This window comes from Streptomyces sp. NPDC045968 (assembly GCF_056430475.1).
This window is the reverse complement of the sequence record NZ_JBWKLF010000001.1, coordinates 1079886-1092721: the sequence shown is the minus strand read 5'-3', so window position 1 is coordinate 1092721 and position 12836 is coordinate 1079886. Positions and strand designations below refer to the sequence as shown.

At 66.5% G+C, this 12836-nt stretch carries 11 protein-coding genes and 1 tRNA gene; 9 read left to right on the top strand and 3 right to left on the bottom strand.

All coding sequences use genetic code 11. From position 1 onward, the window contains the following. The first annotated feature begins 70 nt into the window (after positions 1 to 70). From AC07FA_RS04755 to AC07FA_RS04730, 6 genes are all read left to right on the top strand, one after another. The gene (locus tag AC07FA_RS04755) at positions 71 to 541 is read left to right on the top strand and encodes a PaaI family thioesterase (protein ID WP_479073219.1); all 471 of its coding nucleotides are present in this window, start codon (positions 71 to 73) and stop codon (positions 539 to 541) included. Positions 542 to 1148: 607 nt separating this feature from the next. Continuing rightward, positions 1149 to 2357 carry a branched-chain amino acid ABC transporter substrate-binding protein gene (locus AC07FA_RS04750; RefSeq protein WP_479073442.1) on the top strand — a complete coding sequence of 403 codons (1209 nt, stop codon included), beginning with the start codon at positions 1149 to 1151 and terminating at the stop codon, positions 2355 to 2357. 104 nt (positions 2358 to 2461) lie between these two features. Further along, positions 2462 to 3391, top strand: coding sequence for a branched-chain amino acid ABC transporter permease (locus tag AC07FA_RS04745; RefSeq protein ID WP_382731659.1), 930 nt, complete (start codon positions 2462 to 2464; stop codon positions 3389 to 3391). Between the two features lie 5 nt (positions 3392 to 3396). After that, positions 3397 to 5178, top strand: coding sequence for a branched-chain amino acid ABC transporter permease (locus AC07FA_RS04740; RefSeq protein WP_479073218.1), 1782 nt, complete (start codon positions 3397 to 3399; stop codon positions 5176 to 5178). Beyond that, the gene (locus AC07FA_RS04735) at positions 5175 to 6101 is read left to right on the top strand and encodes an ABC transporter ATP-binding protein (protein WP_479073217.1); all 927 of its coding nucleotides are present in this window, start codon (positions 5175 to 5177) and stop codon (positions 6099 to 6101) included. Before AC07FA_RS04740 ends, AC07FA_RS04735 begins: the two co-directional genes overlap by 4 nt. Next, entirely contained in the window at positions 6098 to 6814 is a 717-nt protein-coding gene (locus AC07FA_RS04730) for an ABC transporter ATP-binding protein (protein ID WP_479073216.1), read from the top strand. The genes AC07FA_RS04735 and AC07FA_RS04730 overlap by 4 nt, the downstream gene beginning before the upstream one ends. 85 nt (positions 6815 to 6899) lie before the next feature. Here AC07FA_RS04730 and AC07FA_RS04725 read toward each other — a convergent pair whose 3' ends face one another. Continuing rightward, positions 6900 to 7556, bottom strand: coding sequence for an ANTAR domain-containing response regulator (locus AC07FA_RS04725; protein WP_479073215.1), 657 nt, complete (start codon positions 7554 to 7556; stop codon positions 6900 to 6902). 97 nt (positions 7557 to 7653) lie between these two features. On the opposite strand from AC07FA_RS04725, the gene AC07FA_RS04720 reads away from it, so the two are divergent. Together AC07FA_RS04720 and AC07FA_RS04715 are read left to right on the top strand one after the other, a co-directional pair. After that, positions 7654 to 7728 (top strand) — tRNA-Leu (locus tag AC07FA_RS04720). A gap of 109 nt (positions 7729 to 7837) precedes the next feature. Then, a complete protein-coding gene (locus AC07FA_RS04715; RefSeq protein WP_479073214.1) occupies positions 7838 to 8596 on the top strand; it encodes a transcriptional regulator in 759 nt (252 codons plus the stop codon). A 6-nt stretch (positions 8597 to 8602) separates the two neighbouring features. On the opposite strand, the gene pyk is transcribed toward AC07FA_RS04715, so the two are convergent. Beyond that, positions 8603 to 10030, bottom strand: coding sequence for a pyruvate kinase (gene pyk / locus AC07FA_RS04710; RefSeq protein WP_479073213.1), 1428 nt, complete (start codon positions 10028 to 10030; stop codon positions 8603 to 8605). A 120-nt stretch (positions 10031 to 10150) separates the two neighbouring features. Next, positions 10151 to 10858, bottom strand: a complete 708-nt coding sequence (locus AC07FA_RS04705) for an SIMPL domain-containing protein (RefSeq protein ID WP_479073212.1) — start codon at positions 10856 to 10858, stop codon at positions 10151 to 10153. Positions 10859 to 10983: 125 nt separating this feature from the next. On the opposite strand from AC07FA_RS04705, the gene AC07FA_RS04700 reads away from it, so the two are divergent. Beyond that, positions 10984 to 12798: a bifunctional metallophosphatase/5'-nucleotidase gene (locus AC07FA_RS04700; protein WP_479073441.1), complete on the top strand. Its 1815-nt coding sequence runs from the start codon at positions 10984 to 10986 to the stop codon at positions 12796 to 12798. The last annotated feature ends 38 nt before the right edge of the window (positions 12799 to 12836 follow it).

Genomic DNA, 12836 nt, shown 5'->3' with positions numbered 1-12836 from the left:
TTCGCTCAGCAGTCTGATAAGAACAGTGCACACAGCAATGAGTCAGCGCACACGATCGGAGCCGGACCCCATGGGCGAGCACATCGCACCAAAGTTCCCCCAGGAGATCATCGACGAGTACGCGGCACTCGGCGTCGACCTCCCCGCACTCTTCTCCGCCGGACACCTCGGTGAGCGCATGGGCGTCACGATCGTCGAGGCCTCCGCAGACCGCGTCGTGGGCACGATGCCCGTCGAGGGCAACACCCAGCCCTACGGACTCCTCCACGGCGGCGCCTCCGCCGTCCTCGCCGAGACCCTCGGCTCCATCGGCGCCATGCTGCACGGCGGCGCCTCCAAGCTCGCCGTCGGCGTCGACCTGAACTGCACCCACCACCGGGGCGTGCGCAACGGACTCGTGACCGGGGTCGCCACCCCCGTACACCGGGGCCGCACCACCGCCACGTACGAGATCGCCATCACCGACGAACAGGACAAGCGGGTCTGCACCGCCCGCCTCACCTGCCTGCTCCGCGACGCGGGCCAGCCCGCCGCCGGCTAGTCACCGACAGCACGCACCCACTCCCTGCCCGGCCGGAACGCACCACGCATTCCGGCCGGGCAGACCCATATCCCCGCTCAGAAAAGGCCGTTGACCAGCGGACTCGGCCAACTCCCTTGACTGCACGGCCCGTTCCGTGAGGAACTCGTCAGCCGACCTCGCGATAGCGGCCGCCTACATCTTCCCCGATGTAACACTGCGTAACGCGCGCGCAATGAGACACCAGGGCGCCGCGGACGCGCCGGGCACAGGGGCCGATACCTCACGCCCTCCCGCGCCTCCCCCGTGTGACAGCACCAAGATCGGCTCAAGCGCCTTAGCAGAGCTGCGCGTTCTCAGCATGCGGTCACTTCGGCGTCAAGCGATAAAGCCGCACATGTCCACACAGCCACCTCAAGCCTTCCTCAAAGGCATAACAAGAGCGTCACATCCTGCCGCTGCCCATCCCGCACCCCCGGCACTGCCCATAGAGTCACGGCCAGTCACCGCGCCGCCGGGCGTGTCTGCTGCACGGCTCTGTACCAATCCAGTACGTCCCGGCGAAGCCACGGCACCTCATGCAGAGGAGGCCGCGCCAGGGAAAGGACCTTTCGTGCAACACCGTTCTTTGATCATGCTCACCGCAGTGCTCACCACCGGAGCGCTCACCCTCACCGCCTGCGGCTCGCGCAACGACGACAAGAAGAGCAGCGACGGCGGCGCCACCCAGACCGTCGTCATCGGCGTCGACGCCCCCCTGACCGGCGACCTCTCCGCCCTCGGCCTCGGCATCAAGAACTCCGCCGACCTCGCCGTCAAGACGGCGAACAAGGACAAGACGGTCCCGGGCATCAAGTTCGAGATCCAGCCGCTCGACGACCAGGCCCAGCCCTCCGTCGGCCAGCAGAACGCCCAGAAGTTCATCGGCGACACGGACGTCCTCGGTGTCGTCGGCCCGCTGAACTCCGGCGTTTCGCAGTCGATGCAGAAGCCGCTCAACGACGCCAACCTCACCCAGGTCTCCCCGGCCAACACCGGCACCGAGCTGACCCAGGGCAACGACTGGAAGACCGGCGAGAAGAAGCGTCCGTTCAAGACGTACTTCCGTACCGCCACCACGGACGCGATCCAGGGTGCCTTCGCGGCGAACTACCTCTTCAAGACCGCGAAGATCAAGGACGTCTACCTCATCGACGACCAGAAGCCCTACGGCGCCGGTCTCGCCGCCTCCTTCAAGGCGACGTTCACCGAGCTCGGCGGCAAGATCGTCGGCACGGACCACGTCAACCCCGACGACCGTGACTTCAACTCCGTCGTCACCAAGGTCAAGGGCTCCAAGGCCAAGGCCGTCTACTACGGCGGCGAGTACCCCGCCGGCGCGCCCCTGAGCCAGCAGCTCAAGGACAGCGTGAAGATCCCGCTCATGGGCGGCGACGGCATGTACAGCGCCGACTTCATCACGCTGAACAAGAAGTCCCAGGGCGACATCGCCACCTCCGTCGGCAAGCCCGTCGAGGAGCTCGAGTCCGCCAAGAAGTTCATCGCGGACTACAAGACGGCCGGCTACAAGGACGCCTACGAGGCGTACGGCGGCGGCACCTACGACGCCACCTGGGCGATCATCGAGGCCGTCAAGGCCGTTGTCGCCGAGAACGACGGCAAGCTCCCCGAGGACGCCCGCGTCAAGGTCCTCGACGCGATGAGCAAGGTCCAGTTCGAAGGCGTCACCGGCCCGGTCTCGTTCGACGAGTACGGCGACACCACCAACACCATGATGACCGCCTACCAGGTCGACGGTGGCAAGTGGGTCTCCAAGCTCAGCGAGGCCGTCAAGTAGGTCCCGCAAGGACTCCCGGTCACACATAGCAACCAGACCGCGCGGGAGCGCTACGAGCGCTCCCGCGCGGTGCCATATCCGAACCACTCCACGGAGGCCCTGCGGTGAACGAACTGCCGCAACAGCTGGCCAATGGACTCATCCTCGGCGCGATGTACGGTCTCATCGCGATCGGTTACACGATGGTCTACGGAATCATCCAGCTCATCAACTTCGCACACGGTGAGATCTTCATGATCGGAGGCTTCGGTGCCCTCACGGTCTACCTCGGCCTTCCGTCGGGTCTCTCCCTCATAGCTGCGATACCCCTCATGATCGCCGGTGGCGTCATCGCCGCCGTCGCGATCAGCATGGCCGCTGAACGCTTCGCCTACCGGCCCCTGCGCACAGCGCCACGCCTAGCCCCCCTCATCACGGCCATCGGTCTCTCGCTCGCTCTCCAGCAGGCAGTGTGGATGTGGTACCCGGACGCCACGAAGGACCGTTCCTTCCCCCAGTTCAAGGGCGAAGCGTTCGAGATCTTCGGCGCGAACATCCAGCGCGGTGACCTCTTCGTCCTCGTCGTGGCCCCCCTCTGCATGATCGCCCTCGGCCTCTTCGTCTCGAAGACCCGCGCCGGCCGCGGCATGCAGGCCACCTCGCAGGACCCCGACACCGCCAAGCTCATGGGCATCAACACCGACCGCATCATCGTCATGGCCTTCGCCATCGGTGCCGCGTTCGCCGCCGTCGCCGCCGTCGCCTACGGGCTCAAGAACGGCCAGATCGGCTTCCGCATGGGCTTCATCATGGGGCTCAAGGCCTTCACCGCAGCCGTACTCGGCGGCATCGGCAACATCTACGGCGCCATGCTCGGCGGCGTCGTCCTCGGTGTCGCCGAATCACTCGCCACCGGCTACATGAGCGAGGTCCCCGGCATGGAACTCTTCGGCGGCGGCGCCTGGAAGGACGTGTGGGCCTTCGTCCTCCTCATCCTCGTCCTGCTCATCAGGCCCCAGGGCCTGCTGGGCGAACGCGTCGCGGACAGGGCGTGATACCGATGACCACCCAGAACGCCCCGGCCTTCCTCGCCCTGCCCACCGCAGCCGCCCGCATCGCCACCACGGCGGGCGCGGCCATCGCCCTCGTCGGCACCTTCCTCGCCTGGACCTGGACCGACGAATTCCCCGGCGACCTCACCGTCACCGGCTACCCCGGCGGCCTCCAGGTCCTCGCCCTCATCGGCGCGGCGCTCACCCTGCTCTTCGCGCTCTCCGGATACGGCATCAAGGGACTGCGCTGGCTCACCCCCGGCGGCACCAACAGCCCCACCCGTCTCCTCGCCCTCGGCACCCTCGGCGTCGTCGGCTACTCCATCGGCGCCATCACCGTAAAACTCGGCGGCATCGTCAACCTCGAACCCGGAGCCTGGGTCAGCGGCGTCGGCGCACTCGTCGCCGTCATCGCCTCGCTCGGACTCCCCGGCGACCTGCCCCTCGACAAGGACAGCTCGCCGAACGCCTGGGAACGCTTCCGCGACAGCCTCCGCGCACCCGCCCCGGGCCGCGCCAAGGACCTTCCCGCCTGGGCCGAGATCCTGATCATCGCCGGAGCATTCGGCATCGGGCTGCACGTCTTCACGTACGGCATCGACACCGAATACGCCGAACTCTTCATCGGCTTCATGATCACCGTCGCCTTCGGCTTCACCGCCGTCAGCCGCGCCGGACTCATCGCCCGCGTCACCGCACTCACCACCAAGCACCGCAACGTCACCCTGGCCGCCGCACTCGTCGCGGCGTTCTGCTTCCCCTTCACCCAGCAGAACGAGGAATACGCCCTCATCGGCGCGAACATCCTCATCTTCGCGACCGTCGCACTCGGCCTGAACGTCGTCGTCGGCCTCGCCGGCCTCCTCGACCTCGGATACGTCGCCTTCCTCGGCGTCGGCGCCTACGCCGCCGCCCTGGTCTCCGGCTCCCCGCTGTCACCCATCGGCGTCCAGTTCCCCTTCTGGGCCGCCGTCCTCACCGGCGCCGCAGCCTCACTCGTCTTCGGCGTCGTCATCGGCGCCCCGACCCTCCGGCTGCGCGGCGACTACCTCGCCATCGTCACCCTCGGATTCGGAGAGATCTTCCGGCTCACCGTCAACGCCCTCAACGGCGTCAGCGGCCCGGACCTCACCAACGGCTCCCAGGGCATCCCCAGCATCCCCGACCTCAACATTCTCGGGTTCGACTTCGGGATCAGCCACGACATCGGCGGCTTCACCCTCGGCAGGTCCGCCAACTACTACCTGCTGATGCTCGTCTTCACCGGCGTCGTCGTCATGGTGTTCCGCCGCTCCAACGAATCCCGCATCGGCCGCGCCTGGGTCGCCATCCGCGAGGACGAGACCGCAGCCACCGCCATGGGCATCAACGCCTTCCGGCTCAAGCTGCTCGCCTTCGCCCTCGGCGCCACCCTCGCCGGACTCGCCGGAACCGTACAGGCGCACGTCTCCTACACGGTCACCCCCGAGCAGTACCAGTTCGCCGGATCCGTACCGCCCAACTCCGCGTTCCTCCTCGCCGCCGTCATCCTCGGCGGCATGGGAACCCTGAGCGGACCCCTCGTCGGCGCCGCACTGCTCTACCTGATCCCGGCCAAGCTGCAGTTCATGCAGGACTATCAGCTGTTCCTCTTCGGACTCGCGCTCATTCTCCTGATGCGCTTCCGCCCCGAAGGCCTGGTCGCCGACCGCAGGAAGCAGCTCGAATTCCACGAGACCGGCCAGCTCGACGTACCACCGGACGAACCACTCACCGACACGGCCGCCGGAACCACGAAGGCGGGGGCGTGACCACCATGACGACAACAGCCACGACCACCCCCGTGCTCGACGCCAGCGGCGTCACCATGCGCTTCGGCGGACTCACCGCCGTACGCAACGTCGACCTCACCGTCAACGCGGGCGAGATCGTCGGTCTCATCGGCCCCAACGGCGCCGGCAAGACCACCTTCTTCAACTGCCTCACCGGCCTCTACGTCCCCACCGAGGGCAAGGTCAGCTACAAGGGCACCGTCCTGCCGCCCAAGCCCCACCTCGTCACCCAGGCAGGCATCGCCCGCACCTTCCAGAACATCAGGCTCTTCGCCAACATGACCGTCCTGGAAAACGTCCTCGTCGGACGCCACACCAGGACCGAAGAAGGCCTCTGGTCCGCACTGCTGCGCCTCCCCGGCTACAAGAAGGCCGAGAACGCCAGCCGCGAACGCGCCATGGAACTCCTGGAGTTCATCGGCCTCCAGGACAAGGCCGACCACCTCGCCCGCAACCTCCCCTACGGAGACCAGCGCAAGCTGGAAATCGCGCGCGCACTCGCCAGCGACCCCGGACTCCTCCTCCTGGACGAGCCCACCGCGGGCATGAACCCCCAGGAAACCCGCGTCACCGAAGAGCTCATCTTCGCCATCCGGGACCAGGGCATCGCCATCCTCGTCATCGAGCACGACATGCGGTTCATCTTCAACCTCTGCGACCGCGTCACCGTCCTCGTCCAGGGCGAAAAGCTCGTCGAGGGCACCGCCGACGTCGTCCAGGGAGACGAACGCGTCGTCGCCGCCTACCTCGGCACCCCCTTCGAAGGCGCCCCCGGCGCCGAAGAAGTCGCCGAAGTCGAAGCGGCGGAAGCGGAAGCCGCCGGGGCGACCACAGCGGAAGCCGCCTCGACGGCACCGGCCAAGACCGACACCACCCCCACCGAGGAGGAGGACACCCGATGACCGCACTGCTCGAGGTCGAGGACCTCCGCGTCGCCTACGGCAAGATCGAAGCCGTCAAGGGGATCTCCTTCAGCGTCGAAGCCGGCCAGGTGGTCACCCTCATCGGCACCAACGGCGCCGGTAAGACCACCACACTGCGCACCCTCTCCGGACTGCTCAAGCCACTCGGCGGCCGCATCCTCTTCGAGGGCAAGCCGCTCACCAACATCCCCGCACACAAGATCGTCGCACTGGGCCTCGCCCACTCCCCCGAGGGACGCCACATCTTCCCCCGGCTGACGATCACCGAGAACCTCCTCCTCGGCGCCTACCTCCGCAACGACAAGGCAGGCATCGAGAAGGACGTCCAGCGCGCCTACGACCTCTTCCCCATCCTCGGGGAACGCCGCAAGCAGGCCGCGGGCACCCTCTCGGGCGGCGAGCAGCAGATGCTCGCCATGGGACGCGCCCTCATGTCCCAGCCCAAGCTGCTCATGCTCGACGAGCCCTCCATGGGTCTCTCGCCGATCATGATGCAGAAGATCATGGAGACCATCGTCGAGCTCAAGGCGTCGGGCACCACGATCCTGCTCGTCGAGCAGAACGCCCAGGCGGCGCTCTCCCTCGCGGACCAGGGCCACGTCATGGAGGTCGGCAAGATCGTCCTCTCCGGCACCGGAGCGGACCTGCTCCACGACGAGTCCGTCCGCAAGGCGTACCTCGGCGAGGACTGACACCTGCGTACTCCCGTACGTGAAGGAGGCCCGCACCCCGATCGATCCGGGGTGCGGGCCTCCTTCGTCCGTTGTTCGTACGGGGCTACTCGGCCGCCTTCTTCTTCTCCTCGGCGTCCTCGATCAGCGCCTCGGCGAGCTGCTGCATGGACAGCCGACGGTCCATCGACGTCTTCTGGATCCAACGGAACGCGGCGGGCTCGGAGAGGCCGTAGTCGGTCTGGAGGATGCTCTTCGCACGGTCGACCAGCTTCCGGGTCTCCAGGCGCTGCGCGAGGTCCGCGACCTCGCCCTCCAGGGCCTTCAGCTCCGCGAACCGCGACACCGCCATCTCGATGGCCGGCACCACGTCGCTCTTGCTGAACGGCTTCACGAGGTACGCCATCGCCCCGGCGTCCCGGGCCCGCTCGACGAGGTCGCGCTGCGAGAACGCGGTGAGCATCAGGACGGGCGCGATGGACTCCTCGGCGATCTTCTCGGCGGCGGAGATCCCGTCGAGGACGGGCATCTTCACGTCGAGGATGACGAGGTCCGGCTTGTGCTCCCGGGCCAGCTCGACGGCCTGCTGCCCGTCACCGGCCTCACCGACGACCGAGTAGCCCTCTTCCTCCAGCATCTCTTTGAGGTCGAGGCGGATGAGGGCCTCGTCCTCGGCGATGACGACGCGGGTCGTCAGCGGCGGGACGTGCGACTTGTCGTCGTCGACGGCGTCTACGGGCTGGGGCGACTCGGGGGTGGTCACGGGGCTCCTCGGTGCGGGGCAGATGCAGCTCCCTTGAGCCTACCTAGCTGCGGTATGGTGTCACTACGCGGGGCACTCGTTGCCCTTCCTTTCTAAGGCCCCAGTACTCCAACTGGTTAGAGAGGCGGCTCTCAAACAGCCGACAGTGTGGGTTCGAATCCCACCTGGGGCACTTTTCCTTCGATTCGAAGGTTCCAAGGAAACGGCAAGCATTCACGTGATCGTGTGATTGCGGTGCCGTTCCCGTCTCCGTGCATCAAGATCCGACCAGGCTCGGCAATGTGTACGACGTCGAAACACGCAAACGCACGCTGGCCCTCCTCGATCAGGGTCTCAGCCAGAACTCGGTAAGCAGGCAGACCGGCATATCCCGTGCCGCGATCCGCTCATGGCTGGTCCGAGTGGAACCAATCGACCGTTCCACTCCGTGCCCCAGATGCGCCGACGCACCCGTGCCGCCCCAAGACCCGGCCGCTTACAGCTACTTACTCGGCCTGTATTTGGGAGATGGCTGCATCAGCGCCAATCGACGGGGCGTCTACTCACTCCGTATCGCGTGCGCCGACTCATGGCCGGGCCTCATCGACGCCTGCGCCGAAGCCATCCTGAAGGTGCGGCCGGACAACAAGGTGTGCCGAATCTCAAGCCCGGGATGCCAGTACGTCACATGCTTCAGCAAGCACTGGCCCTGCCTCTTCCCCCAGCACGGTCCCGGCAAGAAGCACGATCGTAAGATCACTCTCGAAGCCTGGCAGCAGAACATCGTCACTGCGCACCCTTGGGAATTCATCCGAGGACTGATCCACTCCGATGGCTGCCGGATCACCAACTGGACCACCCGACGCGTCGGTGGAACGCAGCGCCGCTACGAATACCCGCGCTATTTCTTCACCAATCTGTCCACCGACATCATGGGCCTCTTCACCGGCACGCTGGACCGCCTCGGCGTCGAGTGGAAGCAGGCCAACTCGCGCAATATCTCCGTCGCCCGACGGGCATCCGTAGCGCTCATGGATGCTCACGTCGGGCCGAAATACTGAGGCGTCCTACTTCGTGTCGTCGCCGATGTGATGCACCCGCACCAGGTTCGTGGAGCCGGCCACTCCGGGCGGGGAGCCCGCCGTGATCACCACCACGTCGCCCTTCTTGCAGCGGCCGATGCGCAGCAGTTCCTCGTCGACCTGGGCCACCATCGCGTCCGTCGACTCCACGTGCGGGCCGAGGAAGGTCTCGACGCCCCAGGTGAGGTTGAGCTGGGAGCGGGTGGCCGGGTCCGGGGTGAAGGCCAGGAGGGGGATCGGGGAGCGGTAGCGGGAGAGGCGTTTGACCGTGTCGCCGCTCTGGGTGAAGGCCACCAGGAACTTCGCGCCGAGGAAGTCGCCCATCTCGGCGGCCGCGCGGGCGACCGCGCCGCCCTGGGTGCGGGGCTTGTTGCGGTCGGTGAGGGGCGGGAGGCCCTTGGCGAGGATGTCCTCCTCGGCGGCCTCGACGATGCGGGACATCGTGCGGACGGTTTCGACGGGGTATTTGCCGACGCTGGTCTCGCCGGAGAGCATCACGGCGTCCGTGCCGTCGATGACGGCGTTGGCGACGTCTGAGGCCTCGGCGCGGGTGGGGCGGGAGTTGTCGATCATCGAGTCGAGCATCTGGGTGGCGACGATGACCGGCTTGGCGTTGCGCCGGGCGAGTTTGATGGCGCGCTTCTGGACGATGGGGACTTGTTCCAGGGGCATTTCGACGCCGAGGTCGCCGCGGGCGACCATGATGCCGTCGAAGGCGGCGACGATGCCGTCGATGTTCTCGACGGCCTGGGGCTTTTCGACTTTGGCGATGACGGGGAGGTGGCGGTTCTCCTCGTTCATGATGCGGTGGACGTCGTCGATGTCGCGTCCGCTGCGCACGAAGGAGAGGGCGATGATGTCGGCGCCGGTGCGCAGGGCCCAGCGGAGGTCGTCGATGTCCTTTTCGGAGAGAGCGGGGACGGAGACGGCGACGCCGGGGAGGTTGAGTCCCTTGTGGTCGGAGACCATGCCGCCTTCGATGACGGTGGTGTGGACGCGGGGTCCGTCGACGTCGGTGACTTCGAGGGTGACGCGGCCGTCGTCGACGAGGATGCGTTCGCCGGTGGTGACGTCCGCGGCGAGGCCGTCGTAGGTGGTGCCGCAGGTGTGGCGGTCGCCTTCCATGGGTTCGACGGTGATGGTGAAGTCGTCGCCGCGTTCAAGGAGTACGGGGCCTTCGCGGAAGCGTCCGAGGCGGATCTTCGGGCCTTGAAGGTCGGCGAGGATGCCGACGCTGCGGCCGGTCTCGTCGGATGCCTTGCGTACGTGGTGGTAGCGCGCTTCGTGGTCGGCGTAGGTGCCGTGGCTGAGGTTGAAGCGGGCGATGTCCATTCCGGCTTCGACCAATGCCTTGATCTGGTCGTATGTGTCGGTTGCGGGTCCCAGGGTACAAACGATTTTTGCTCGGCGCATGGTTTGAGCCTAGACCTTACCTATGGGTAGGTAATTGGCTCTGCATGACTCCTCAACAACCTTTGCGTGAAGGGTTATTGACAAGTGTTGAATTGTGCACCGGGGTGCTCTGATGAGCGTTTATCGGAGTGCGGGTGGGTCGATCGTGAAGGATGCCTCGACCTGTGCGTGGACGGTCTGGCGTACGGGTTCGAGGTCGATGGGTTCCGGCTCGGTGGCGAGTTCCGGTGCGGCCGCGCCGTAGGGGACGCCGCGGGCCGCGAAGCCGGCGCGTGCGGGGTGGCCGGTGCCTGTGCCGGTGTCGGCGAGTTCGAGGAGGGCGCCGAGTCCGGTGTCGAGGGCCTCGGCGTATTCGCGGGCGCGTTGGACGGCTTCGCGTACGGCCTGGCGGCGGGCGCGTCCGTGGACGGGTGAGTTGGGGCGCAGGGCCCACCAGGGGCCTTCGACACGGGTGAGTTCCTGGTTGGCGAGGCGGCTGGTGAGTTCGCCGAGGGCGGTGAAGTCGGCGAGGGTGACGTTGAGCTGGACGCTGCCGTGGTAGGCGCGGACGCGTTCGCCGCGGCCGTGGCGGGTGAGTTCGGGGGTGATGGAGAGGGTGCCTGTCTCAAGTGTCTCGATGGCTTCGCCGTAGCTCTTGATGAGGGTGATGGCCTGGGTGTTGCGTCGGGTGAGGTCGTCGAGGGCGGTGCGTCGGTCGGTGCCGCGGGCGGAGACGGTGACGAAGATGCGGGCGGTTTCGGGGTCGGCTTCGATGCGGGCTTCGCCTCGGACGGTGACGCGGGGGGTCCGGGGGGTTCCGTAGGGGCGGGGGGTCTCGTCTTCGGTCATGTGTTCACTGTGGCATGGGGGTCGGTGCGGGGTGGTCATCAGATCGAAACCTGCGCGGGGTGTTGCGGGAGGTGGTGGCTGGGCCAGAATCTACGCGCGTTGCTCAATTGAACGAGGAGTCAAGAATGCCGTTGAACCGTAGGACGTTTCTGGGCCGTTCGGCTGCTGCCGGCGCGGGTGTGGCGATGGCGGGGGGTGCTGTCGCGGGGCAGGCGGGGGCGGTGGAGCCGGTGGACCGGCGTCGTCCGGCGAAGCGGTACTCCTTCACCGTGATGGGTACGACCGATCTGCACGGCAATGTCTTCAACTGGGACTACTTCACGGACAAGGAGTTCGACGACAAGGCGCACAACGATGTCGGTCTGGCGAAGATCTCCACGCTCGTGGACCGGATCCGGGAGGACCGGGGCCGTCGCAACACTCTGCTGATCGACGCGGGTGACACGATTCAGGGCACTCAGCTCTCGTACTACTACGCGAAGATCGACCCGATCACGGCGAAGCGTGGTCCGGTGCATCCGATGGCGCAGGCGATGAACGCGATCGGTTATGACGCGGCGGCGCTCGGCAACCACGAGTTCAACTATGGGATACCGGTTCTGCGGAAGTTCGAGGAGCAGTGTGATTTCCCGCTGCTGGGTGCGAACGCGCTGGACGCGAAGACGTTGCGGCCGGCGTTTGCCCCGTATGTGATCAAGCGGCTTCGTACCCCGCACGGGCGTGATGTGCGGGTGGCGGTGCTGGGGCTGACGAATCCCGGTATCGCGATCTGGGACAAGGCCAATGTGGGCGGGAAGATTGTGTTCCCGGGTCTTGAGGAGCAGGCGGCGCACTGGGTTCCCAAGCTGCGGTCGATGGGCGCGGACGTGGTGATCGTGTCGGCGCATTCGGGTTCGAGCGGTACGTCGTCGTACGGGGATCAGTTGCCGTACATCGAGAATGCGGCCGGTCTGGTGGCGGAGCAGGTCCCGGGTATCGACGCGATTCTGGTGGGGCACGCGCACTCGGAGATTCCCGAGTACTTCGTGACGAACAAGGAGACCGGGAAGCAGGTCGTGCTGTCGGAGCCGTTGAAGTGGGGGCAGCGGCTGACCCTGTTCGACTTCGACCTGGTGTGGGAGAAGGGCCGTTGGACGGTCGAGAAGGTCGGCGCCGAGGTGCTGAACTCCAACACGGTGGCCGAGGACCCGAAGATCACGTCGTTGCTCGGTGACGAGCACACGAAGGTGGTGGCCTATGTGAATCAGGTCATCGGTACGTCGGTGGTGGCGATGTCGACGGCGCAGGCGCCGTGGAAGGACGAGCCGATCATCGATCTGATCAATCAGGTGCAGGCGGAGACGGTGAAGGCGGGGCTGGCGGGGCTGGCGGGTGGTGCGTACGCGGCGCTGCCGGTGTTGTCGCAGGCGTCGTGTTTCTCGCGTACGGCGGGTATTCCGGCGGGCGAGGTGACGATCAAGGACGCGGCGGGGCTGTATCCGTTCGAGAACACGCTTGAGGCGCGGCTGCTGACGGGTGCGCAGCTGAAGGATTACCTGGAGTATTCGGCGCGGTACTACGTGCGGACGGCTGCGGGTGTTCCGGTGGATACGTCGAAGCTGACGAATGCCGAGGGCATTCCGGACTACAACTACGACGCGGTGTCGGGGGTGGTGTACGACATCGACATCGCGAAGCCGGTGGGTTCGCGGATCGTGAATCTGACGTTCGGGGGCGAGGCGGTCGATCCGGCGGCGCAGTTCGTGTTCGCGGTGAACAACTACCGGGCGAGTGGTGGCGGCAATTTCCCGCATGTGCCGGGCGCGAAGCAGTTGTGGGCCGATTCGGACGAGATCCGGAACACGATCATCAATTGGGTGAAGGCAAAGGGGTCGGTCGATCCGGCGGAGTTCGCGTCGGTGGGCTGGCGGCTGACGCGGGATGGTTCGCCGGTGTTCTAGGCGGTGGGTGGTAGCGGTGAGCGGCCGTTCTCGGTGTG

What these genes read in the sequence shown, in the direction of transcription:
- AC07FA_RS04705 (WP_479073212.1), bottom strand. Translation starts at nt 10,858, where the DNA reads ATGACCGAAGACGAGACCCCCCGCCCCTACGGAACCCCCCGGACCCCC.
- AC07FA_RS04730 (WP_479073216.1), top strand. Translation starts at nt 6,098, where the DNA reads ATGACCGCACTGCTCGAGGTCGAGGACCTCCGCGTCGCCTACGGCAAG.
- AC07FA_RS04740 (WP_479073218.1), top strand. Translation starts at nt 3,397, where the DNA reads ATGACCACCCAGAACGCCCCGGCCTTCCTCGCCCTGCCCACCGCAGCC.
- AC07FA_RS04700 (WP_479073441.1), top strand. Translation starts at nt 10,984, where the DNA reads ATGCCGTTGAACCGTAGGACGTTTCTGGGCCGTTCGGCTGCTGCCGGC.
- AC07FA_RS04755 (WP_479073219.1), top strand. Translation starts at nt 71, where the DNA reads ATGGGCGAGCACATCGCACCAAAGTTCCCCCAGGAGATCATCGACGAG.
- pyk (WP_479073213.1), bottom strand. Translation starts at nt 10,030, where the DNA reads ATGCGCCGAGCAAAAATCGTTTGTACCCTGGGACCCGCAACCGACACA.